Below are 22,096 nucleotides of genomic sequence, written 5' to 3' on the forward strand. Positions count from 1 at the left end.
GGTTCCCTGTCCCGTCTCGTTCGGTTTTTCACGATTCGAGCAGTTCGGCGCGCATACGCGCAGCGCCGCACAGGTGATACGGGTGATCAGTGTAGCCGGGCGGGGTACCCGCGCGAGCCCGATCGCCCGCGCCACGAGGGGCCGTCGCGAGGACCGGCCTCTTGCCACCGCGACGCGAGGAGCGCAGGGTTGAGAACACCGGTGGCGCCACCGGGGCGCCGCCTCGAGCAGAGAGGGGGTGGCTCGTGTTCGCGCGATCCACCACTATTCAGGCGCAACCGTCCGCGATCGATGCCGGGATCACGCATATGCGCGATGTCGTTCTACCCGGCCTACGGGATATCCCCGGGTGTATCGGGCTGTCGCTGCTGGTCGACCGGGACACCGGGCACTGTATCGCCACCAGTGCGTGGGAGTCCGTGGATGCGATGCACCGCAGCCGGGAGCCGGTCGGTCCGATTCGCGATCGGGCACTCGCGATATTCGTCGGTAGCGCACAGGTCGAGGAATGGGAGATCGCGGGCCTGCATCGGGCTCATCACGCGGACGAGGGCGCCTGCGTGCGTGCGACCTGGGTCAAAACCGATCCGAGCCGTCTCGATTCGGCCATCGAGATCTACAAATCCGCCACCCTGCCCGCCATGGAGAACCTGGAGGGATTCTGCAGTGCGAGTCTTATGGTCAACCGGAAATCCGGCCGCGCCGTGTCCTGCACCAGTTACGACAGCGCCGCGGCGATGCGAGCCGGCCGTGAGCAGTCGGCGTCGCTGCGCGTCGACGCGGCCCGGCACACCGGCGTCGAAGCGCTCGACGTGCGGGAGTTCGAACTGGCCCTCGCCCATCTGCGGGTTCCGGAAATGGCCTGACCGGGCGAACCGGCCTACTCCGCCTCGCCTGTGGTGAGACCCATACCGGCGGCGAGGTCGGTGAGTACCGCGTCGAATAGCACATCCGGGTCGCTCACCGGCATCGGGTAGTTGCCGAACACCTCCAGCGTGACGTGGCCGTAGAGCCGGACCCAGACCGTCATCATCAGATACGCCACCCCGAGGTCGAATTTCTCGGCCGGGAACTTCTGCTCCGATCCGGCGAGCAGCGCCAGCAGCTCGTTCTGGAATGCGATCAGATCGGTGCGCAGCGCTTCGGGAATCGATTCGGTGGGCGGAGTCGCCAGGTCGTAGGCCGCGAGCAACTTACCCGCGGCCTCCAAGAACACCAGCCCGAACGCTTCGTCGAAACGCCGCACCGTACCCGGACCGCCGGCCGCCGGTGAGGCGAATACCAGGGTGAATTCGTTGCGGTGGGCCAGCGCCCAGCGTCGGAACGCCCGGCAGATGGCGAACAACCGGATCACCCCGTCGTCCGGTAGTTCGGCCACCTGCCCACCGAGGTCCTCGGCCAGCCGGATACAGATATCGCGCCGCAACGCGGCCAGCAGCTCTTCCCGAGACGGGTAATAGCGGTAGAGGGCGGGGGCGGTGATCCCGAGTTCCCGCGCGATGGCACGCAGGGTCAGCGCCTCCGCTCCCTGGGCGACCAGAAGCTCCACAGCCACGCGCCGGATGTCCGCGTCACTGACCGCGGGCATCCGGCCCCGCCGGGCGGGTGGTGTCATTCGTATGCGACCTGCCAGTTCTTGATTCCGTTCAGCCAACCCGACCGTAGCCGAACGGGTTCGGCGACCTGACGCAGGTTCGGCATCACATCGGCGATGGCGTTGAAGATCAGGTCCAGTTGCAGGCGGGCCAGGTTGGCGCCCACGCAGTAGTGGGTACCGGTGCCACCGAAGCCGACGTGCGGGTTCGGGTTGCGGGTGACATCGAATTCGAACGGCTCGGTGAAATGGTCCTCGTCGAAGTTGGCCGAGGCGTAGAACAGACCTACCCGCTGCCCCTCGGCGATGGCCTGCCCGCCGATCTCCGTGTCCTGCAGAGTGGTCCGCTGGAACGCGATGACCGGGGTGGCCCAGCGCACGATCTCGTCGGGCGCGGTGCGCGGACGCTCGGCCCGGTACAGCTCCCACTGCTCCGGATTGTCCACGAACGCCTTCATCCCGTGGGTGGTGGCATTACGGGTGGTTTCGTTACCGGCCACCGCCAGCAGGATGACGAACCAGGCGAATTCCTCCGAGCTCAGCGCCTCACCGTCGATATCGGCGCTGAGCAGCTGGCTGATGATGTCGTCGGCCGGGCAGCCACGGCGTTCTTCGGCCAGGTTCCAGGCGTAGCCCATCACCTGCGCATTGGCCATTTTGTAGCTGTCGGCGTATTCGGGGTCGTCGTAGCCCATCATCTGGTTCGACCATTCGAACAGCTTGCCGCGATCCTCCTGCGGCACCCCGAGCAGTTCGGCGATGGCCTGGAGCGGCAGCTCACACGCGACCTGCTGGACGAAATCGCCACCACCGGCCCGCTTGGCCTCGTGCACGATGCGCTCGGCCCGCTCGTGCAGGGCGTCACGCAGGCTCTGCACAGCACGCGGCGTGAAGCCGCGGGAGATGATGCGACGCAGTTTGTCGTGCTCGGGCGGGTCGGTGTTGACCAGCATCGCGCGCTGGATATCGATCTCCTCGCGGGCGATATCGCCGTTGAAGCGGATCACCGCAGTATTGGCATGGGTGGAGAAGACCTCGGAGTTCTTCGAGATCTCTTTGATGTGGTCGAGTTTGCTGACCACCCAGTAGCCGCCGTCGTCGAACCCGCTGACCCCGTTCGGCTGATCGACCCACCACACGGGCGCGGTCCGGCGCAGTTCGGCCCATTCCTCGATGGGCAGCCGAGCCGCCAAGAGGTCGGGATCGGTGAAGTCGAAGTCGTGAGAGAGACCGGTGGTCATTGTGCCTCCTTGTGAAGCTGGTACATACGGTCCGCGGAGGCCGCAGCGAAGGCGGAGGTACCGCACTCCCTGCAGGAACCCTCTCCCGAGGAGTGAACCACACCACATCGATTTTGTGAACAGGTTTTAGTAAATACCGTTCACATAATCGTCCGGCAACGGGGGTCGCCGCGTTCGGCAACCATTTCGCTACGTTCCACCGCCGCCGCCGAATGCCCCGCACGAACGGCGAGAAGAGCGCCATAATGAGGTTTGGGGCCCATTCCAACCGGCCTGCAGCGGGTAGCCGCATGAGCAAGACTCCCGAACTCTTCCGGAGGACGCAGCACATGACCACCATGGAAATGCCGCACGTCAGCGAATGCACAGTGAACAGTTGCTCGTACAACCACGACGGATGCCACGCGTACGCGATCAATGTCACCGGGCAGAACGGCAGCGCCGACTGCACGACATTCATACCGCTGGCGACCAAGGGCGGACTCGATACCGTCACCAGCATGGTCGGCGCCTGCCAGCGCACCGACTGCGCCCACAACGTCGACCTCGAATGCACCGCCGCCGAGATCAGGGTCGGCCCGGGCAGCACCGACCACGCCGCCCGCTGCATGACCTACGCCCCGCGCTGACCCGGCCGACCCGCTCCGCGACCACCGGGGACCCCGGCGGAGCGGATCGGCTGCGCCGGAATACCGAACCGCCGGTGTAAGGCGTCGACGGTGTTGATCTCTACAGCATCCGAACACCGTCTCGGGCACCGAGCGGGTTCGCCGAATCGCCTTACTTGGTGAGCCCCGCGTCACCCCACACGCCGTTACCCGCCTGACTGCAGCTCTCCATATTCCCGCCGACGAACAGGAAACTGATCGTCAGGTTCTGGACACCCGCGACCGGCACGTCCACCGTCGGTGATTGCCCCACCGGAACGTTGCCGGAGGAATAGATCGACTTTCCGTCGGCGACCACCTCGAACTGGAGCACCGATTGGGAATTGCCACCGTCGGCGATACCGATAGTCGAGCTGAACCGCGACCATTCCCGATTCAGGTTGTAGGTGTGGCCCACCTCGGTATCGCAGCCGCTGAACTGCTGATAGATCGAATGTGGGTAGGAGACGCCGTTGACCGATATCGTCCCGGTATACGCGGTTCCGGTGGTGGGCGACATATCGGCCAGGTACCGCTTGGGCTGCGGCGCGGGGGCCGGGGCCGGGGCCGCGGATGGTGCGGTGCTTTCGCTTGTCGTAATCGCCTGTGCGGTATCGGCTTCCGCGTCCGGGGAGCCGGATCCGACGAGGAGGGTGACCACCAAACCGACGACGGCCAGCGCGATACCCGCCCCCGAGACGAGCATGACCCCGCGCTCGGCGTCCCGGGCGCTCTTGGGGGCCGCGGTGCCGGTCGCCGGCGAATGGGGGCGCGGGTTCGGCCCGCGAGTGGGTTCGGTTGGATTGGACACGCGCACACTCTTCTTCGACGTAACTCGACGGGCCCGGCCGGGCGCCGCAGCAGAGATATACCACGCCGGGCGGGGTGATGGAATTGGAGCGCCGCGCCGGATTGTTCCGCCCGCCCGTACGCGATTCGAATTTCCGGTGCTCGACGGTGAGATTTCGAAAATAGTGGCGAGCTAGGACTTTTCATCGGTCCGGACCCGGAGAACCCCGCGGCCCCGCGCTCGCACCCGGAACCGGCGAACACCCGGAATCCAAAAAGATACGGTACGTACCGTACTGTTACGCCGGTGACCGCCGACAACACCTGGCCTGGGGTGGCCCAGGTCGGATTCGCCCGCCCCACCGACCGGCTCGACGGGGTGATCCGCTTCTACGTCGACGGGCTCGGCCTGCGCGAGCTCTACCGGTTCGCGAACCACGCCGGCCACGACGGGGTGATGCTCGGCTCCCCGGCACCGGCTACCACCTGGAATTCACCAGCCACGCCGACGACAGCCCCGGGGACGCGCCGAGCAACGAGAATCTGCTGATGCTGTCCTTCGAATCGGAGGCCCGGACGTTCGAGACCGTCCGGCGGCTCGGCGGATTCGGTGCCGAACCGGTCCCCACCGAGAACCCCTACTGGGCCACCCACGGGGCCCTGGCCTTCCCGGATCCGGACGGCCGACAGGTCGTGCTCGTCCCGCGACCGGTGTTCTGATGCCGGGACGCGCCCGAGACGAACGGATCGACACCGCTGTCCTGGCGGCCGCGCGAACCCTGCTCGACGCCAAGGGTTACGCGGGCCTGACCATCGGGCAGGTCGCGGCGAGCGCCGGTGTCCATCGCCCCGCGATCTATCGGCGCTGGCCGTCCAAACGACATCTGGTGACCGCGGTGGTGGCCGATCTACTCGGCCTCGAGCCGACCCCGGACACCGGCGAGCTCCGCGCCGATCTGACGCGCTCCATGCGGGAACTGGTGGCCGCCCTGCGCGACACCTCGCTGGGCCGGGTGCTGCCCGCCCTGGTCGCCGACCTCGCCGCCGATCCGGAACTACGCGAACAGCTGTGGTCCACCGTGTTCGGCCCGCGCCGCGAGACCACCGCCCGCGCCCTGCGCGCGGCGATCGCCCGCGGGGAGATCGACCCGGGCACCGATATCGATTTCGTCCTCGACGCGGCCGCCGCGCCGATCTATTTCCGGGCCCTGTTCGGACATCTCCCGCTATCCGAAGAACTGGCCGACCACTCGGTGGACACGGTGCTGGCAGCGATCCGCCGCGCCGGGCGATATTCGGCTGCCGCGCCGAGTGGAGATGCGTCACACCGTGCCGTTGATCACCGGGCCGGGACGAAACGGGCGGTACGGTAGGATCGCTTCAGTACCCGCGCCCGAGGCGCACACATGTACTCTCCGTCGCGGATCACCAGCCTTTCGCGTCGGGACCCGCGACGCCGCCACCTCGAATAGGCGCGGACAGACGGTCCGAACGGACGTCGCGGTATCACCTCCGATGCCGAAAGGCGCTCATACCTTCATGCCTGCCAACACTGCTGCCGCGCAGACGTTCACCGACCTCGGCGTCCCGGCCGATATCGTCGCGAAACTCGCTGCCGGCGGTATCACCGAACCCTTCCCCATCCAGAACGCCTCCTTGCCCGATACCCTCGCCGGTCGCGATGTCCTCGGCCGCGGGAAGACCGGCAGCGGTAAGACCCTGGCGTTCGGGATCCCGGTGGTCGCCCTGCTCGCCGGCGCACCGCGCACACCGGGCCGGCCCGCCGGGCTGATCCTGGCACCCACCCGGGAACTCGCGACCCAGATCGCCGCGACCGTCGCTCCGCTGGCGGAGGTGTGTGGTCTGCGGGTGACCACCGTTTTCGGTGGCGTACCGGTGAACCGCCAGATCAAAGCCCTGAAGCAGGGGGTCGATATCGTCGTCGCCTGCCCCGGCCGGCTCGAGGATCTGATGCAGCAGCGGGCGCTGTCGCTGGACGCGGTGCGGATCACGGTGCTCGACGAAGCCGACCATATGGCCGATCTCGGCTTCCTGCCGGGCGTGATCCGGATCCTCACCGCCACCCCGCGCGACGGCCAGCGCCTGCTGTTCTCGGCGACCTTGGACAACGGTGTCGGGAAACTGGTCGACCGTTTCATGCACGCGCCGATCTCGCATTCGGTCGACGAGGCCGCCGCGCCGCCGCCGAAGATGACCCATCACATCTTCGAGGTCGAGGGTGCCGCGGCGAAGAAGGAACTCGTGCGCGCGCTCGCCGCGGGCAGTGGTCGCCGCATCCTGTTCATGCGCACCAAACATCACGCCCGCCGGCTCGCCGGGGAACTCACCCGCGCGGGTATCGCCGCGGTGGATCTGCACGGCAACCTCTCCCAGCCCGCGCGCGACCGCAACCTCGCCGCTTTCGCCGCGGGTACCGCCAAGGTCATGGTCGCGACGGATATCGCCGCGCGCGGTATCCACGTCGACGATCTCGAACTGGTGGTGCACGTCGATCCGCCCGCCGAGCACAAGGCATACCTGCACCGGTCCGGTCGCACCGCCCGCGCGGGCACCGAGGGCACGGTGGTGACGCTGGTGCTGCCCGAGCAGCGCAAGGATGTGGCGGCGCTGTTGCGCAAGGCCGGTATCGAGGCGCGCCCCCGCCCGGTGACCGTTGATTCCTCGATCATCGCCGACCTCTCGGACGGCTCGGGTCTCATCGAACCCGTCGCCGCTCACCCGACACCCACCGCGGCCGAGCCGGGTGCCCCGCGCGCGGCCACCGGCGGTTCCCGCAACGGCCGGCGGGGCTCGCGCGGCCGCCGCGGCGGAGCCGGCGGGCACGGCGAAGCGATGCGGTCCGATGCGCGCGAGACGACGACCGCGCGGAGCGGGGAGCGCGGCCGCGCGGAGAACCCCACAAAACGCTCGCGGCAGGGTGAACGGTCCGGTGCCGCCGAGCACGCGGGCGCGCGCGGTTCCGCCGGCCGGCGGGGAAATACCGCGGGACGGTCCGGCGCCCGGGCCACCACGGCAGGGCACAGCACCCGGCAGTCCGCCGCGCCGACGCGCCGGCAGCCGGCGCAGGGCGCCGGGCAATCCGGCGGTTCGGCTCGGACGAGCGGCGCACGCACCCCGCACAGCGATCCCGCCCGGCGCCGGCCCCGCCGGGCGACCCGTCCGGCCGGCTGATCACGGCCGGCCTCGCCGGTCACACAGCGTGTGGCCGGCGAACTGACGGACGGCCTGTAGCCCGTGCGGCGTCGCGGTGCCGCACGGGGCTTCCCCGCACGGCGGCCCCGGCCCGCCTCTCGCGCGTGAAGCGGGCGGTCTCGTGCGCGAAGCGGCCGGAACGATCGCGGCGATACGCGGCGTGACCGGTCGGTGAACCACACGCTTCCGCGCTCCCGCCTCCTGATGCACAGCGTCCGAACAGGCTCGACGGACCGGGTCGTCGACGCCCACGATGGGGATATGCGGTGGGTGTGCGCGGTGCTGTCGCTCGTCCTCCTGTCCGGCTGTACCTGGGGCGGACCCGACCGCCCGCCGCTCTTCGACCTGCAAGCGCATCGTGGCGGGCTTGGGCTGGTCTCGGAGAACACCCTGGCCGCCTTCGCCAATGCCCTCGAGCTCGGGGTGACCACACTGGAGCTGGATGTGCAGATCACCCGGGACGATCAGGCCGTGGTAACCCACGACCGTGATCCGGATCCGGCCGAATGCCGTGATACCGGGCCCGCGTTCCCCGGCGACCCCGCGTTCCCCTACGTTCCCCTACGTTCCCGGACGGACCGTGATCCGGGAACTCACCGGTGCGGTTGAACATCGAGACGAAGGTGGAGGCCGCCGCTCCCGAACAGACCGCGCCGCGGGATGTTTTCGCCCGCATCGTCGTGGCGGAGGTCGAGCGCGCCGGGGCGAGCGATCGGGTCACGATCCAGAGCTTCGACTGGGCGGCGCCGACCGAGGTACGCGCGCGGGCACCGGAGCTTCCGATCTCCGCCTTGACGAACGGCGAGCAGTTCCTGGAGGAGGGACAGCCCGGCCGCTCACCGTGGCTGGGTGGTCTGGATATCGACGATTTCCCGGGGTCCCTGCCGGAGAGATACGTGGCGGCGGCCGCTGTGCTCGGCGCCGATATCGTTTCTCCGGTACACGGGAGCCCACAGGACGGTGTGGTCGGCGATCCCGGCTACTGCCCGTTCACCACCGCCGCACTGGTCGACGCGGCGCATCGGCGGGGTATGCGGGTGCTGCCGTGGACGGTCGACGATCCCGCGACCATGAACGCCCTGCTGGACCTGGGTGTCGACGGCCTGATCACCGACCGCCCGGATGTGCTGCGCACCGTGCTGGCCGACCGCGGCTATCCCCTGCCGCCGGCATTCTCCCGGCCCTGACCCGCCCGGCAACCGATACGCCACCGCCCGCCTCCGCATATCGCGGAGGCGGACGGTTCGGGCGCGGGATATCAGTGCGCGAGTACCGGTTCGCCTTCGGCGGGTGCCGGGAGCGCACTCGGCATCAGCACCGCGAGCACCACCGCGCCGAGGACGAACACGCCCGCGGCCCAGGTGAAGCTGGTGGTGTAGCTCTCGATGGCCGATTGCGCGACGGTGAGCCGGTCCGGGGTCCGGGCAGCCAGATAATCACCGGCGGCCGAGGCCGCGATGGTGCTCAGCAGCGCCGTACCGATCGACCCGCCGACCTGCTGGCTGGTGTTGATCATCGCGGACGCGACCCCGGCATCGTCGTGGCGCACACCCGAGGTCGCGCTCTGGAACGCGGTCGACATCGCACCACCGAGACCCAGTCCGAGCAAGATGAGGCCGGGCAGGATATGGGTGGTGTACCCGGTGTCCAGACCGATGCGGGTCAGCCAGGCCATACCGAGCGCGGCGATCGCGAACCCGCCGCTGACGACGACCTTCGGTCCGAGTTTGGGCAGCAGCAGCGACGGTGTGGTGGTGGAGGAGGCGACCATGGCGGCGACCATCGGCAGGAACGCCACCCCGGTCATGATCGGCGAATAGCCCAGCGTCAACTGCATGTAGTAGGTCAGGAACAGGAAAATCGCGAACATCCCGATACCCATGACGAACACCGCGAGGTAGGCCCCGCCGCGGGTGCGGTCCAGCACGATGCGCAGCGGCAGCAGCGGATGGGCCACCCGGGCCTCCAGCCAGACGAACAAGGCCAGCAGCACCGCGCCGCCGAGGAGGAACGCCAGCGTGACCGAGTTCGTCCAGCCGTCGCTCTCGGCGTGGGAGAACCCGTAGACGACGCTGAACAACGCGGCGGTGACCACGGCGGTACCCGGGATATCGAGCTTGGGTCGCGACCCACCGGCATGGCGGGCCAGCAGCAGGACCGCGCCGACCAGCGCGACGGCGGCGAACGCCAGGTTCACGAACATGACCCAGCGCCACGAGGCCCATTCGGTGAGCGCCCCGCCGAGCAGCAGGCCGATAGCGCCGCCGGTCCCGGCGACAGCGCCGAAGATGCCGAAGGCCTTGGCCCGTTCCGACGGCTCGGTGAAGGTGACGGTGAGCAACGAGAGCGCCGCCGGCGCGAGCAGCGCGCCGAACACGCCTTGGCCGACCCGGGCCGCCACCAGCATCTCGAAGTTGGTGGCCGCGCCGCCCACGGCGGAGGCGACCGAGAAGCCGATCAGGCCGACGATAAAGGTGTTGCGCCGGCCGAACAGGTCACTGAGCCGGCCACCGAGCAGCAGCAGGCTGCCGAACGCCAGGGCGTAGCCGGTGATCACCCACTGCCTGCTCGCATCGTCGAACCCCAGGTCACGCTGGGCTTCGGGCAGCGCGATGTTCACCACGGTCGCATCGAGCACGACCATGAGCTGGGCGACGCCGAGCACGGCGAGAACCCACCACCGCAGCGCGTGCGAACCTCGCCTTCCCGACGATGTTTCCTGCGCGGATGGACCGCGATCGATCGTGGTAGTCATCTCGCCCCTTGGGAGAAGGTTGGATTCATGAGAAGATCAGGAAATCGGAGAAGGTGCCTCCGCTTACATGAACGCTAACACAATAACGGAGATCTCACCTCCGCTTAATCCCGCGTTGATAGAATGCCGGTGTGAAACACGCCACGACCCTGCGCGCACCCCGGCGTCTGCGCGCCGACGCCGCACGCAATCAGCAACGCATCGTCGAGGCGGCCCGTGAACTGTTCGCCGATCGCGGGTTGGAGATCACCCTCGACGATGTCGCCGAGCGGGCGGGCGTGGGCGTGGGCACGGTCTACCGCCGCTTCGCCAACAAGAAGGAGCTCATCGCCGAGGTCTTCGAGCACAGCCTCGGCGCCTTCGCCGACCACGCCGAGGGCGCCCTGCGCGATCCCGACCCCTGGCTCGGCCTGGTCCAGTTCGTCGAATACGCCTGCCGGCACCTGGCCGCCAACCGCGGATTCAGCGAGGTCATCCTCGAACTCGACCTCGACACCGAACGTTTCCACGGCCTGCGCGACCGCATCAAACCCGCCGTGGCCGCGATCGTCGCCCGGGCCCGCGAAGCGGGTGTGCTCCAGCCCGATATCGAACCGTCGGACCTCTTCGCGATGATCCATATGGTCGACGGCCTGGCCGAATTCGCCAAACCGATCAACCCCGATATCTGGCGCCGCTATATGGCCATCACGCTCAACGGGATTCGTGCCGACAATGTCGCCCGCCAGGAACTCCCGGTCCGCGCGCTCACCGACGACGAGGTCGATCAGGCGAAGTCCGCCAAGGCCGCGCCCTGCCCCGGCCGGCGCCGCTGACCCGCGGCCCGGTCGCGGCGAACTCGCCGGTTACCTCTCGGCCGCGGGACCCGGCGGCCGCACGTTTCCGAACGTCAGCCGCGCTGTAGTGCCACCCGGAAGGTCGTACAGCCGTTGGCTTCGACGGTGAGCTTCAGACCGATCTCCCCTTGCGCGCGGACGCATTCGGGTCCGGGGCGGCAGCGACCCGGTGCGGTGCACTCGGAACTGGAGTACCGATACCGACGAACCTCACGCGGCCCCGCGGGGAAATACCACGGGACAACCGATCCCGCGTCCCGCACGATCGCCCTCGGGCGGTTCCATCGGATCGGACAGCACCGCGTTCGCTAGGGTTTTCCTCCGTGGGCACCCCCGAGCAAATACTGTCCGATCGCCTCGCGCACGCCTTCGAGGCCGTAGTCGGTGAACGTGTCGACCCGCTGGTCCAACGGTCGCAGTTCGCCGACTACCAGTCGAACGCGGCCCTGGGATCGGCCAAGCGCCTGGGCCGCGAACCCCGCGACGTGGCCGCCGCGGTGCTGGCGGCCGCCGACCTCGACGATCTGACGGAGCACACCGAGATCTCGGGGCCGGGATTCATCAACGTGACACTGCGAGCACGGGTGCTCGGCGAACTGGTCGGCACGGTCGGTGCCGACGACCGCCTGGGTGTCCCGCCGGCCGCGGAGCCGGAGACCGTGGTGGTCGACTATTCGGCCCCGAACACCGCCAAGGAGATGCACGTCGGGCACCTCCGCAGCACGATCATCGGTGATGCCGCGGTACGGATCACCGAATGGCTCGGGCACCGGGTGATCAAACGAAACCATCTGGGCGACTGGGGTACTCCGTTCGGCATGCTCATCGAGCATCTGCTCGATATCGGCGAGACCGAGGCGGCCGCCGAACTCTCCGTAGGCGACCTGAACGGCTTCTACACCGCGGCCCGCCGCAAATTCGACGGCTCGGACGAGTTCAAGGAACGGTCGCGGCGGCGGGTCGTGCTGCTCCAGGGTGGCGACGAGGCCACCCTCCGGCTGTGGCGGCTGCTGGTCGCCGAATCGAAGCAGTACTTCATGACGGTGTACGACAGCCTCGACGTCCGGCTGGTCGAAGCGGATTTCGTGGGCGAGAGCGCCTACAACGACGAACTCGCCTCGGTGATCACGGAATTGGACCGGCTCGGACTGCTGCGCACCAGCGACGGCGCCGACTGTGTATTCCCCGCCGGGTTCACCGGCCGCGACGGCGCACCGCTACCCCTGATCGTCCGCAAGAGCGACGGCGGATACGGTTACGCCACCACCGATCTCGCCGCGATCCGTGACCGGCTCATCACCCTGGGTGCCACCCGGCTGCTCTATGTGGTGGGGACACCGCAGCAGCAGCATTTCGCGATGGTGTTCGCCACCGCCCGGGAGGCCGGCTGGCTCGCCGCACCGGCACGCGCCACGCATATCGGGTTCGGTTCCGTACTCGGCGCCGACGGCAAAGTACTGCGCAGCCGGGCCGGCGGCACTATCAAACTCGTCGACCTGCTGGACGAGGCAGTGGACCGGGCGACCCGCGCGATCGCGGAGAAGAACCCCGACCTCGACCCCGGGTCCCGCACCGAGGTCGCCCGCGCGGTGGGGATCGGCGCGATCAAATACGCCGACCTCTCCACCGACCGGCGCCGCGACTACACCTTCGACTTCGACCGCATGCTCTCCTTCGAGGGCAATACCGCCCCCTACCTGCAATACGCGCACGCTCGTATCCGGTCGATCTTCCGGCGCGGCGGCGTCACCCCCGGCCGCGACGGTACCCCCGTACAGATCGAGGAGCCGGCCGAACGCGCGCTGGCGCTCGAACTCCTCGCCTTCCCCGATATCGCGGCCGCGGTATCGGAGACCATGGAATTCCATCGGCTCGCGAACTATCTCTTCACCCTGGCCACCGCGTTCACCACGTTCTACGAGCGCTGCCCGGTGCTGAAGGCCGAGGAACCGAGCCGGAGCAGCCGCCTGGCCCTGTGCGACCTCACCGCCCGCACGCTCGCCACCGGACTGGGCCTACTCGGTATCACCGCCCCCGACGAGATGTAGTGCGTTCCGAGCCGGTGACAACGGCCGGCTTCCGCGGACCTCCGCCGACACAAACCCTTCACCAAACAAGGGCTACCCGTGGGTAACAAAGGCTCCTACACTCGTCTGTGACCGCCATCACTTCCGAGGAGGACAGGCCATGTCCACTGCCGCGAAAGTCGACGCCACCGAGGAGCAGGCCCGGCGCCTGGTCGAGGAATCGCGCGAGGTCACCTGGACCAAACCATCCTTCGCCAAGGAAATGTTCCTCGGCCGCTACCGGGTGGATCTCATCCATCCGTTCCCGAAGCCCAGCGCGGAGGACACCGCCCGCACCGACGCGTATCTGACGCGGCTGCGGGCCTACTGCGAGACCCTCGACGGCAGCGTGATCGAGGAGCGGGGCCGGATCCCCGAGCATTTCGTGCGCGGCCTCGCCGAACTCGGCTGTTTCGGTCTGAAGATTCCCGAGGAGTACGGCGGGCAGGGTCTGTCCCAGGTCGGCTACAACAAGGCCTTGATGCTGGTCGGCTCGGTACACGCCAGCCTGGGCGCGCTGCTGTCCGCGCATCAGTCGATCGGCGTCCCCGAACCCTTGAAACTGGCGGGAACCCCGGAGCAGAAGCAACGGTTCCTGCCGCGGTGCGCGCGGGGCGCGATCAGCGCCTTCCTGCTCACCGAGCCCGATGTCGGCTCCGACCCGGCCCGGATCGCCAGCACCGCGACCCCCACAGCCGACGGCGAAGCCTACGAACTGAACGGCGTCAAGCTGTGGACCACCAACGGTGTGGTCGCGGAACTGCTGGTGGTGATGGCGCGGGTGCCCAAGGGCGACGGGCACCGCGGTGGTATCTCCGCCTTCGTCGTCGAAGCCGACAGCGCGGGCATCACCGTGGAACGGCGCAACTCTTTCATGGGTCTGCGCGGCCTCGAGAACGGCGTCACCCGCATGTACAACGTGCGGGTGCCCCGGGAGAATCTGATCGGCCGCGAAGGCGACGGGTTGAAGATCGCGCTCACCACGCTCAATGCGGGACGGCTCGCGATTCCGGCGCTGTGCACCGCGGCGGCCAAGTGGTCGGTGAAGATCGCCCGCGAATGGAGCACCGCCCGCGTGCAGTGGGGACGGCCGGTCGGCGAGCACGCCGCGGTGGGCGCCAAGGTGTCCTTCATCGCCGCGACGGCCTACGCCCTGGAGGCAGTACTCGATCTCTCGGCGACCATGGCCGACGAGAACCGCAACGACATCCGGATCGAGGCGGCGCTGGCGAAGCTGTGGGCCTCGGAGATGGGCTGCCGGATCGCCGACGAACTCGTGCAGATCCGGGGCGGCCGCGGTTACGAGACGGCGGCGTCGTTGCGGGCCCGGGGCGAGCGGGCGGTCGGCGCCGAACAGCTGGTCCGCGATCTGCGGATCAACCGCATCTTCGAAGGCTCCAGCGAGATAATGCGTCTGCTCGTCGCCCGCGAGATGGCCGACGCGCATATGGCCGCCGCCGGCGCACTGGTCGACAAGAACGCGGAGTTCAAGGAGAAGGCCAAGGCGGCGGCGGGCGCCGGCGGCTTCTACGCCAAATGGTTCCCGCAGCTGGCCGTCGGACCGGGCACGGCACCGGCCGGGTTCGCCGACTTCGGCCTGCTGGCCCGGCATATGCGTTTCGTCGAGCGGATGTCGCGGAAACAGGCCCGCGCGCTGATGTACGGGATGGCGCGCTGGCAGGCCAAGCTCGAGTACCGGCAGGTGTTCCTGGGTCGCCTCGTCGATATCGGCGCGGAACTGTTCGCCATGTCGGCGGCCTGTGTACGCGCCCAGGCCGAGCGCGCCGACGGCACGGCGGAGGGCGAAGCCGCCACGGAACTGGCCGACGTGTTCTGCCGGCAGGCCCGGATCCGGGTGCGGCAACTGTTCGACTCGCTGTGGGAGAACACCGACGACGAAGATATGCGCTTGGCCCGCAACCTGTTCGACGGCCGCTACCGGTGGGTGGAGGAGGGCGCACTAGACCCGAGCGAAGGTACCGGGCCGTGGATCGCGGAATGGCAGATGGGCCCGTCCACCGAGGAGAACCTGCTACGACCCTGGCTCCGGGTGGGCGCGCTGCGCTGACCGACGCCCTCACCTGGTACCGGCGACTCCGCCACGGATCGGCATATGGCATGCCGATGGGTGATACGCGCGCTCCGGCCCGCGCCGCGTAAGCGTCGGGCGCGCCGAGCGAAGCGTCGGTCATGTCGACGAGCGGTCGACGGGCCGAGGCGACCGGGCAGGTTCGGAGATATCGAACCGGCCTGTCCGGTGGTGTTCGCGGCTGTCCACGCAAGCAGTCGCGACTCCGTCCACCTATGACAAACCGCAGGTGGTGCCGTCCGATCGGCCACGGTCCAAGTCGGGGGAATCCACGAATGGACGGTCGACCCACCCCGGCGACCGCGCGGGGACACGCGCCTTTAACATTGCAAACTGTTGACAGTTGACTGATTGGCGATGCAAGGTTCACTTCGAGTCCACTCACGAGACGTTCGCATCTCAGCGCCCCGGCGCAAGAACACGAGGAATTCATGACCGAGTTCGCTGCTTCGGCATCCCCCGCCGATACCGCTCTTCCACCACAGCCCACCGAGATCAAGCCGCGGGTCGTTGCCGCCGGTTTCATCGGTTCGCTTCTCGAGTACTTCGACTTCGGGGCCTACGGTTATCTGGCCGTCATCATCGCCGGCCACTTCTTCGTCTCCGAGGACCCCACCTCGGCGCTGTTGTCCACGCTGCTCACCTTCGCCGCGGCCTTCCTGCTACGCCCGATCGGCGGCGTGATCTTCGGATACTTCGGGGACAAATACGGTCGTAAGAAGGTCCTCGCGTTCACCATCTTCATGATGGCCGTCGCCAGCGGGCTGATCGGCGTGCTGCCCACCTATGCCGCGATCGGCGTCGGTGCGACCACCCTGCTCGTCCTGGCCCGTTGCGCGCAGGGGCTCGCGGCCAGTGGCGAGGTGAGTGGAGCCGCGGCCTTCGTCGCCGAGTTCTCCCCCAACCACCGGCGCGGGTTCCTGTGCTCGACGATCCAGACCGGCGCCCTCGGCGGCGCTCTGCTGGCTTCACTGGTCATCACGCTGCTCACTACCGTTCTCGGTGAGGACGCCATGCGCGACTGGGGCTGGCGTATTCCCTTCCTGGCCGCCATCCCGCTGGGCCTGTTCGGGCTGTGGATCCGTTCTCAGCTGCAGGAGACCCCCCGGTTCGTGGCGCCGAAGGAACACGCCGTCGCCAACCCGATGAAGGAGCTGTTCCGCAGCCACCGTCAGGCGCTCGCGATCTGCCTCGGCCTGTCGATCCTGCTGTTCTCGGCCTACTACGTCGCCTACGTATACGTCGCGTTGCACCTGCAGACCGTCGTGGGCATGTCGTCGACCACCACGTTCTGGTTCAACTCCATCACCCTGGCGGTGGCCACCGTCTGTATGCCGTTCTTCGGCCTGCTCTCGGACAAGGTCGGCCGCAGACCGGTCTTCCTCGGCGCCACGCTCGCCGCGCTCGTCATTCCGATCCCCGCCTTCATGCTTTTCGAGCAGGGTGGCGCGATCACCCTGGTGTCGATGGTCGTGCTCGGCCTCATCGACTCGGCGCTGATGGGTGTCGCCTTCTCGGCCTTCACCGAGATGTTCCCGACCCGGGTCCGCTACACCGGTATCGCTCTGGGATTCAACCTCGGTGCCGCGCTGGCCGGTGGCTTCTCGCCCTATATCTGCACTTGGCTGGTAAAGCAGACCGGCAATTCGCTCTCGCCGGCGTACTTCCTCATGGCCACCGCGCTGATCACCTTGGCGGCGGCGGTACCGATGCGGGAAACGGTCGGCAGCGCGCTGAAGGATGCTTGAGCCATGACGACGTCACCGCCGGCCGCCGATCGCCGCCTCGACCGCACCGCCGCCACTTTCGCGCACCGCACCGAATCCGTACTCCGCGATATGGTGCTCGACGGCACCCTGAAACCGGGGGAACGGCTCAACGAGGTCGCACTCGCCGCGGAACTCGGTATCAGCCGCGGGCCGCTGCGCGAGGCCATCCAGCGGTTGGTGAGCGAGGGTTTGCTGACGGTGATCAGTCACCGTGGCGCCTTCGTCCGCACCTTCACACGCCAGGAGGTCGTCGACCTCTACGAACTGCGCGCGGCTCTGGAATTGCACGCGGTGCGGCTGCTCTGCCGCCACGCGGGCGACGACGACCTGGCAGATCTCGAGGCACTGCTGACGGCCGCACAAGAACATGTCACCGCGACGGCCGATACCGCCTATCCAGCCGAACTCGATTTCCACCTGCAGATCGTGGTTCTCACGAACAACCAGGCTCTGCTTTCGGCGGCGCTGGAGGCCCAGCGGCTGGTCTCCCTGGCCCGCACGATGTCGGCGAACCGGCCGACGCGTGCCCGCGAAGCGGTTGCGGAGCACGAAGAACTGGTCGCGGCGCTCAAGGAGCGCGACCCGGACCGCGCGGTCCGGTGCATGGAGGAACACCTGCGCCATTCGATGGAAAGCGCACTGGCGGCTCTGGGGCTGCCCCACAAGGAAAGGGAAAACGACGAATGACCCCGGCAAGAATCCTGAGGGAGCGCCTGGCCGATCAGGCCGACGGCCCCCTACTACTGGCCGGAGCGCCGAACGCGCTCGCGGCCCGGGTGGTCGAGGAGACCGGCTTCGGCGCGGTGTACGTCTCCGGAGCCGGCGTGACCAACTCCTACCTCGGGATGCCTGATCTGGGATTGCTCACCATGACCGAAGTGGCCGACCATGTGGCCGCGATGGCCGACGCCGTCTCGTTGCCCCTGGTGGTCGATGCCGATACCGGCTTCGGGAACGCCCTGAACGTCCAGCGCACCGTCCGCCGGCTGGAGCGGGCCGGTGCGGCCGCGATCCAGCTGGAAGACCAGGTCGCGCCCAAGAAGTGCGGCCACTTCGCCGGTAAGGACGTCATCTCGGCCGCGGAGATGGTCGGCAAGATCCGTGCCGCGGTCGATGCCCGTGCCGATGACGATACGGTGATCATCGCCCGCACCGATGCCCGCGCGACCTCCGGTCTGGACGAGGCGTGCGACCGGGCCGCGCGATACCTCGCGGCCGGTGCCGATGTGTTGTTCGTCGAGGCGCCACGCAGCGCCGAGGAAATGCGCAAGATCACCGCGAACGTCCCGGCGATCCACGTGGCCAATATGGTCGAGGGCGGCCTGACTCCGATCCTCGGCCGTGCCGAACTCGGTGAGCTGGGCTTCTCCGTGGCCCTCTACGCCAATGCCGCGATGCGCGGCGCCGTTCTGGGGATGCGCACGGTGCTGGAGCACCTGCTCGAGCACGGCGACACCATCGACGCCGCCGACAAGATGATCAGCTGGCAGGAGCGCCAGAGCCTGGTTTCCAAGCCGTTGTTCGACGAGCTCGACGCCCGCTACGCCGCGCCCGAGGAGAAGTGATGACCGCAGAATACGATCTACGACTGCACGGTGGTCGGGTCTTCCTGCACGGTGAAGGTCTCAGCGATGTCGATGTCCTCATCCGTGCCGGACGGATTGCCGGTATCGTCGCCCCGGACGCCCCTGAGCCCGCACGTGAGGTGGTCGATCTGCGCGGTGCCACAGTGCTGCCGGGCGCCATCGACCCGCATGTGCATCTGGGCAAGGATATTCGCGTCCCGCGCGACCCCGACGACGCCGACCTCGAGACGGCCTCGGCCGTGGCCGGTGGCGTCACCACCATGCTCGCCTATCTGATGAGCTCGGAACCGTACGAGGACGTGTTCACCGCCGCCCGCGACGTGATGGCGGCCCATTCACGCACCGACTTCGGCTTCCATTTCGTACTCGGCACCCCCGAACATCTGAGGGCGCTGCCGAGTTATGTCACGGAGCTGGGCGTCTCCAGCTTCAAGTTCTTCATGAATTTCCGTGGCGACGAGGGCAAATACCTCGGCATGCCGGGCAACGACGATGCGTTCATGTACGACATCCTCGGTCTCACCGCGGATCACGGCGCGATGGTGAACCCGCACCCGGAGAACGTCGAACTGGTGTGGCGATTGCGCGAACAGCCGCGCGACGAGACCAAGGGTCCGCTGTGGGCTTGGCACAACTCGCGCCCCGCCTATGTCGAAGCCGAGGCCCAGCAGCGTGTTTCATATCTGGCCAGCGTCACCGGCGCCTCCATGTACGCCGTGCACACCAGCAGCGCGGCCGCCCTGGCCGCGACCCGGATGCACCGGGCCGGCTATCCGAACCTGTTCGTGGAGACCTGCACGCAATACCTGACGCTGAGCACCGAGTCGAGCTGCGGAACCTACGGCAAGGTCAACCCGCCGTTGCGGCCGCCCGCCGATATCGAGGCCCTGTGGGCCGGGCTGGCGGCCGGTGAGGTCGATACCGTCGGCTCGGACCACAACGCGCGCCATCGCATCAACAAGGAGAAGGACATCTGGTCGGCGTCGGCCGGGTTCCCGGGTCTCGGTGCGATGCTGCCGCTCACCCTGTCCGAGGGCCTCGCCCGCGGAGTCCCCCTGGAACGTCTGGTCGATGCCACCAGCACCCGCTCGGCGAAGCTCTTCGGAATGTATCCCCGCAAGGGCACCATCGCCGTCGGCTCCGACGCCGACCTGGTGGTCATCGATACCGAGAAGGCCGCCACCATCACCGCGGCCACCCAGCACTCGGCCGCCGAGTACACACCGTGGGAGGGTCGCGAGGTTCCACTCTCCGTGCGGCACACCATCGTCGGCGGCCACTTCGCGGTCCGCGACGGTGTCCTCGCCGACGCTCCTACCGGTAACTACCTGTCCCGGCCGAAGAGTGGTGCCGCGGCACTGGCCGCCATCGCCGGAAACGACACCCCGAACCCCTCGACGAAGGAGGACCGGCTGTGAGTGAGCAGCCCTGGTCCGCGGGCGGCGCCGGAGCCGTCGACGCGGAAACCCTGAAACGCTATGAGCTGGCCGGTTTCGGCAAGCCGGTCGGCCTCGGCGAACGTCCCGCGCTGCTCATCATCGATGTGCAGTACCGGACCGTCGGCACCGCGCGGGTGCCGTTCGAGCAGGCCGTCGCGGAGTTCCCCACCGCGGTGGGCGAGGTCGCGTGGGACGCAGTGGACAAGATCGCCGATTTACTCGCGGAGTTCCGGTCCAACGACTGGCCGGTGCTCTACCCACATGTGGCGCCCAAACAGAGCTACGACACCGGCGCCCTCGGCGCCAAAGTCCCCGCGATCATGTCCATCCCCGCCCGCGGCTACGACTTCGTCGAGTCGATCGCACCGGCCGATGGCGATGTGGTGCTGCCCAAACGGCATCCGAGCGCATTCTTCGGTACGCCGCTCACCAGCTATCTCATTGATCGTGCGGTCGATTCGCTGGTGATCACCGGGTGCAGCACCTCCGGGTGCGTGCGCTCGAGTGTCGTCGACGCGTTCGCCTACAACTTCAAGGTGACCGTCCCGGCCGACGCAGTCTATGACCGCAGCCCGCTGGTACACGAGGTGAATCTGTTCGATATGGCCCAGAAGTACGCCGACGTCACCACCACGCCGGAACTGGTCGACCGGCTCCGCACGCTGGGCACCACCGAGGCGGTGTCCCGATGAGCGAAGTCGACGTCGATGTGGTGGTCGTGGGCGCCGGGGGTTGCGGACTCACCGCGGCGATCTCTGCCGCCGAGCAGGGCGCTCGCGTAGTAGTTCTGGAGAAGCTGGACCGCCCGATCGGGAATACGGGCGTGAGCACCGGTTCGATCCCGGGCGCCGGCACCCGCTACCAGCGGGAGGCCGGTATCGATGACGGCCCCGAGCGGATGGCCACTGATCTCCTTCGACAGAGCGGCCCGCACGAGGCCGAGGATCTGGTCCGGCAGCTGGCCGCGGAATCGGCCGCGCTGGTCGAATGGCTGGTCGAGGAGCACAATATCGATCTCCGGCTGATCACCGACTACAAGCATGTCGGCCATTCGGTCGAGCGCCTCCACGCACCGCCGGACCGCCGTGGGGCGTCACTGATGCGCGATCTGCTCGCCGAAACGAAACGACTCGATGTCGATGTGGTCACCGGGAATCCGGTGGGCCGGCTGTTGGTCGAAGACGGACGCGTGGTCGGTGTGCATATCGACGGACCCCGGTCGGGTTCCTACGATATCCGCGCGCACGCGGTAGTCCTCGCGGCCAACGGCTTCGGTAACAGCCGGGAAATGCTGCAGCGCTGGGCACCCGAGATCCTGGGTGCCCAGTACTTCGGCGCCGAAGGCTCCACCGGCGAAGCCATCTCCTGGGCGCTCGAGCTGGGCGCGGGGACGGGCAATATGGGCGCCTATCAGGGCTACGCGGCCGTCGCCTATCCGCACGGTTCGATAGTCTCCTGGACCACTGTGGAAAAAGGCGGGATCCTGCTCTCCCCGGAGGGCGACCGAATGGGCGACGAAAGCCTCGGGTATTCGGGTTTCGCGACGGTGGTCAGCGCACATGCCCCGGAGAGCTATGTGGTCTTCGATACCGCGATCCGCGACTATGTGCGCGCGAACGAACCCGAGTTCGCGGAGCTGATCGATATCGGGGGTGTCGCCGAAGCCGCCACACCGGAAGGTATCGCCGAGGCGATCGGTTGCGATCCCGAGCCGGTACGCAAGGCACTGGCCGGATACGCGGCCGCCGTCGCCGGCGAAAAGCCGGATCGGTTCGGCCGCACCGATTTCGGACTTGCCCCGTTACGGCCGCCCTACTGTGTGGTGCGCTCGGTCCCGGCACTGTTCCATACCCAGGGTGGCGTCACCATCGACGACGAGGCCCGGGTGCTCCGCGCCGACGGCAGCGTCGTACCCGGGCTCTACGCCGGAGGCGGTGTGGCCACCGGGGTCTCGGGCGCCCGGGGCGCCCGGGGATACTGCTCCGGCAACGGACTGCTCACCGCCGTCGGACTCGGCCGAATCGCCGGCCGATCCGCCGCGGGGCAACGTCCGTGAACGCCGGCCGACCTAT

Annotated in this window: 21 protein-coding genes; 17 read left to right on the top strand and 4 right to left on the bottom strand. The window is 68.1% G+C overall.

Annotation, left to right across the window (positions count from 1 at the left end):
- Positions 1 to 245: 245 nt before the first annotated feature.
- The gene (locus ACQPYS_RS22470) at positions 246 to 866 is read left to right on the top strand and encodes an antibiotic biosynthesis monooxygenase (RefSeq protein WP_431939883.1); all 621 of its coding nucleotides are present in this window, start codon (positions 246 to 248) and stop codon (positions 864 to 866) included.
- A 14-nt stretch (positions 867 to 880) separates the two neighbouring features.
- On the opposite strand, the gene ACQPYS_RS22475 is transcribed toward ACQPYS_RS22470, so the two are convergent.
- The gene (locus ACQPYS_RS22475; RefSeq protein ID WP_307718778.1) at positions 881 to 1,555 is read right to left on the bottom strand and encodes a TetR/AcrR family transcriptional regulator; all 675 of its coding nucleotides are present in this window, start codon (positions 1,553 to 1,555) and stop codon (positions 881 to 883) included.
- Positions 1,556 to 1,611: 56 nt separating this feature from the next.
- A complete protein-coding gene (locus ACQPYS_RS22480) occupies positions 1,612 to 2,835 on the bottom strand; it encodes a cytochrome P450 (RefSeq protein ID WP_433490730.1) in 1,224 nt (407 codons plus the stop codon).
- 329 nt (positions 2,836 to 3,164) lie between these two features.
- On the opposite strand from ACQPYS_RS22480, the gene ACQPYS_RS22485 reads away from it, so the two are divergent.
- Entirely contained in the window at positions 3,165 to 3,464 is a 300-nt protein-coding gene (locus ACQPYS_RS22485; RefSeq protein WP_063039647.1) for a DUF1540 domain-containing protein, read from the top strand.
- Positions 3,465 to 3,615: 151 nt separating this feature from the next.
- Here the strand turns inward: ACQPYS_RS22485 and ACQPYS_RS22490 are convergent, their stop codons facing one another.
- On the bottom strand, positions 3,616 to 4,293 hold the full coding sequence (locus ACQPYS_RS22490) for an NPCBM/NEW2 domain-containing protein (protein ID WP_433490731.1): 678 nt from the start codon (positions 4,291 to 4,293) through the stop codon (positions 3,616 to 3,618).
- A 285-nt stretch (positions 4,294 to 4,578) separates the two neighbouring features.
- Between ACQPYS_RS22490 and ACQPYS_RS22495 the strand changes: the two genes are divergently transcribed.
- The 6 genes from ACQPYS_RS22495 to ACQPYS_RS22520 all read left to right on the top strand — a co-directional run bounded on the left by ACQPYS_RS22495 (position 4,579) and on the right by ACQPYS_RS22520 (position 8,671).
- Positions 4,579 to 4,821: a hypothetical protein gene (locus ACQPYS_RS22495; protein ID WP_433490732.1), complete on the top strand. Its 243-nt coding sequence runs from the start codon at positions 4,579 to 4,581 to the stop codon at positions 4,819 to 4,821.
- Positions 4,821 to 4,991 (top strand): hypothetical protein, encoded by a 171-nt coding sequence (locus tag ACQPYS_RS22500; RefSeq protein ID WP_433490733.1) that lies wholly within the window; start codon positions 4,821 to 4,823, stop codon positions 4,989 to 4,991. The genes ACQPYS_RS22495 and ACQPYS_RS22500 overlap by 1 nt, the downstream gene beginning before the upstream one ends.
- Positions 4,991 to 5,644: a TetR/AcrR family transcriptional regulator gene (locus ACQPYS_RS22505; protein WP_431939890.1), complete on the top strand. Its 654-nt coding sequence runs from the start codon at positions 4,991 to 4,993 to the stop codon at positions 5,642 to 5,644. The genes ACQPYS_RS22500 and ACQPYS_RS22505 overlap by 1 nt, the downstream gene beginning before the upstream one ends.
- Before the next feature lie 166 nt (positions 5,645 to 5,810).
- Entirely contained in the window at positions 5,811 to 7,463 is a 1,653-nt protein-coding gene (locus tag ACQPYS_RS22510) for a DEAD/DEAH box helicase (protein ID WP_433490734.1), read from the top strand.
- Between the two features lie 282 nt (positions 7,464 to 7,745).
- On the top strand, positions 7,746 to 8,093 hold the full coding sequence (locus ACQPYS_RS22515; RefSeq protein ID WP_433490735.1) for a glycerophosphodiester phosphodiesterase family protein: 348 nt from the start codon (positions 7,746 to 7,748) through the stop codon (positions 8,091 to 8,093).
- Positions 8,084 to 8,671 (top strand): glycerophosphodiester phosphodiesterase family protein, encoded by a 588-nt coding sequence (locus ACQPYS_RS22520; RefSeq protein WP_433490736.1) that lies wholly within the window; start codon positions 8,084 to 8,086, stop codon positions 8,669 to 8,671. Before ACQPYS_RS22515 ends, ACQPYS_RS22520 begins: the two co-directional genes overlap by 10 nt.
- A gap of 71 nt (positions 8,672 to 8,742) precedes the next feature.
- Here ACQPYS_RS22520 and ACQPYS_RS22525 read toward each other — a convergent pair whose 3' ends face one another.
- Positions 8,743 to 10,239 carry an MFS transporter gene (locus tag ACQPYS_RS22525; RefSeq protein WP_433490737.1) on the bottom strand — a complete coding sequence of 499 codons (1,497 nt, stop codon included), beginning with the start codon at positions 10,237 to 10,239 and terminating at the stop codon, positions 8,743 to 8,745.
- 131 nt (positions 10,240 to 10,370) lie between these two features.
- Between ACQPYS_RS22525 and ACQPYS_RS22530 the strand changes: the two genes are divergently transcribed.
- From ACQPYS_RS22530 to ACQPYS_RS22570, 9 genes are all read left to right on the top strand, one after another.
- Entirely contained in the window at positions 10,371 to 11,054 is a 684-nt protein-coding gene (locus tag ACQPYS_RS22530; protein WP_431939894.1) for a TetR/AcrR family transcriptional regulator, read from the top strand.
- Between the two features lie 344 nt (positions 11,055 to 11,398).
- Positions 11,399 to 13,123, top strand: a complete 1,725-nt coding sequence (argS, locus tag ACQPYS_RS22535; RefSeq protein WP_433490738.1) for an arginine--tRNA ligase — start codon at positions 11,399 to 11,401, stop codon at positions 13,121 to 13,123.
- A 139-nt stretch (positions 13,124 to 13,262) separates the two neighbouring features.
- Complete coding sequence (locus ACQPYS_RS22540; protein WP_433490739.1) at positions 13,263 to 15,209, top strand: acyl-CoA dehydrogenase family protein; 1,947 nt, start codon at positions 13,263 to 13,265, stop codon at positions 15,207 to 15,209.
- A 452-nt stretch (positions 15,210 to 15,661) separates the two neighbouring features.
- Positions 15,662 to 16,978 (top strand): MFS transporter, encoded by a 1,317-nt coding sequence (locus ACQPYS_RS22545; protein WP_433490740.1) that lies wholly within the window; start codon positions 15,662 to 15,664, stop codon positions 16,976 to 16,978.
- A gap of 3 nt (positions 16,979 to 16,981) precedes the next feature.
- Complete coding sequence (locus tag ACQPYS_RS22550) at positions 16,982 to 17,686, top strand: GntR family transcriptional regulator (protein ID WP_063039629.1); 705 nt, start codon at positions 16,982 to 16,984, stop codon at positions 17,684 to 17,686.
- A complete protein-coding gene (locus tag ACQPYS_RS22555; RefSeq protein WP_433490741.1) occupies positions 17,683 to 18,564 on the top strand; it encodes an isocitrate lyase/PEP mutase family protein in 882 nt (293 codons plus the stop codon). The genes ACQPYS_RS22550 and ACQPYS_RS22555 overlap by 4 nt, the downstream gene beginning before the upstream one ends.
- A complete protein-coding gene (locus tag ACQPYS_RS22560) occupies positions 18,564 to 20,003 on the top strand; it encodes a dihydroorotase (RefSeq protein ID WP_433490742.1) in 1,440 nt (479 codons plus the stop codon). Before ACQPYS_RS22555 ends, ACQPYS_RS22560 begins: the two co-directional genes overlap by 1 nt.
- Complete coding sequence (locus ACQPYS_RS22565; RefSeq protein WP_433490743.1) at positions 20,000 to 20,716, top strand: isochorismatase family protein; 717 nt, start codon at positions 20,000 to 20,002, stop codon at positions 20,714 to 20,716. The genes ACQPYS_RS22560 and ACQPYS_RS22565 overlap by 4 nt, the downstream gene beginning before the upstream one ends.
- Positions 20,713 to 22,080 carry an FAD-dependent oxidoreductase gene (locus tag ACQPYS_RS22570; protein ID WP_433490744.1) on the top strand — a complete coding sequence of 456 codons (1,368 nt, stop codon included), beginning with the start codon at positions 20,713 to 20,715 and terminating at the stop codon, positions 22,078 to 22,080. The genes ACQPYS_RS22565 and ACQPYS_RS22570 overlap by 4 nt, the downstream gene beginning before the upstream one ends.
- Positions 22,081 to 22,096: the final 16 nt, after the last annotated feature.

Source organism: Nocardia grenadensis, assembly GCF_050942415.1.
In the GTDB taxonomy this organism is placed as follows: domain Bacteria; phylum Actinomycetota; class Actinomycetes; order Mycobacteriales; family Mycobacteriaceae; genus Nocardia; species Nocardia grenadensis.

What these genes read in the sequence shown, in the direction of transcription:
- ACQPYS_RS22480 (WP_433490730.1), bottom strand. Translation starts at nt 2,835, where the DNA reads ATGACCACCGGTCTCTCTCACGACTTCGACTTCACCGATCCCGACCTC.
- ACQPYS_RS22485 (WP_063039647.1), top strand. Translation starts at nt 3,165, where the DNA reads ATGACCACCATGGAAATGCCGCACGTCAGCGAATGCACAGTGAACAGT.
- ACQPYS_RS22500 (WP_433490733.1), top strand. Translation starts at nt 4,821, where the DNA reads ATGCTGTCCTTCGAATCGGAGGCCCGGACGTTCGAGACCGTCCGGCGG.
- ACQPYS_RS22505 (WP_431939890.1), top strand. Translation starts at nt 4,991, where the DNA reads ATGCCGGGACGCGCCCGAGACGAACGGATCGACACCGCTGTCCTGGCG.
- ACQPYS_RS22510 (WP_433490734.1), top strand. Translation starts at nt 5,811, where the DNA reads ATGCCTGCCAACACTGCTGCCGCGCAGACGTTCACCGACCTCGGCGTC.
- ACQPYS_RS22515 (WP_433490735.1), top strand. Translation starts at nt 7,746, where the DNA reads ATGCGGTGGGTGTGCGCGGTGCTGTCGCTCGTCCTCCTGTCCGGCTGT.
- ACQPYS_RS22525 (WP_433490737.1), bottom strand. Translation starts at nt 10,239, where the DNA reads ATGACTACCACGATCGATCGCGGTCCATCCGCGCAGGAAACATCGTCG.
- ACQPYS_RS22540 (WP_433490739.1), top strand. Translation starts at nt 13,263, where the DNA reads ATGTCCACTGCCGCGAAAGTCGACGCCACCGAGGAGCAGGCCCGGCGC.
- ACQPYS_RS22545 (WP_433490740.1), top strand. Translation starts at nt 15,662, where the DNA reads ATGACCGAGTTCGCTGCTTCGGCATCCCCCGCCGATACCGCTCTTCCA.
- ACQPYS_RS22550 (WP_063039629.1), top strand. Translation starts at nt 16,982, where the DNA reads ATGACGACGTCACCGCCGGCCGCCGATCGCCGCCTCGACCGCACCGCC.
- ACQPYS_RS22555 (WP_433490741.1), top strand. Translation starts at nt 17,683, where the DNA reads ATGACCCCGGCAAGAATCCTGAGGGAGCGCCTGGCCGATCAGGCCGAC.
- ACQPYS_RS22560 (WP_433490742.1), top strand. Translation starts at nt 18,564, where the DNA reads ATGACCGCAGAATACGATCTACGACTGCACGGTGGTCGGGTCTTCCTG.
- ACQPYS_RS22570 (WP_433490744.1), top strand. Translation starts at nt 20,713, where the DNA reads ATGAGCGAAGTCGACGTCGATGTGGTGGTCGTGGGCGCCGGGGGTTGC.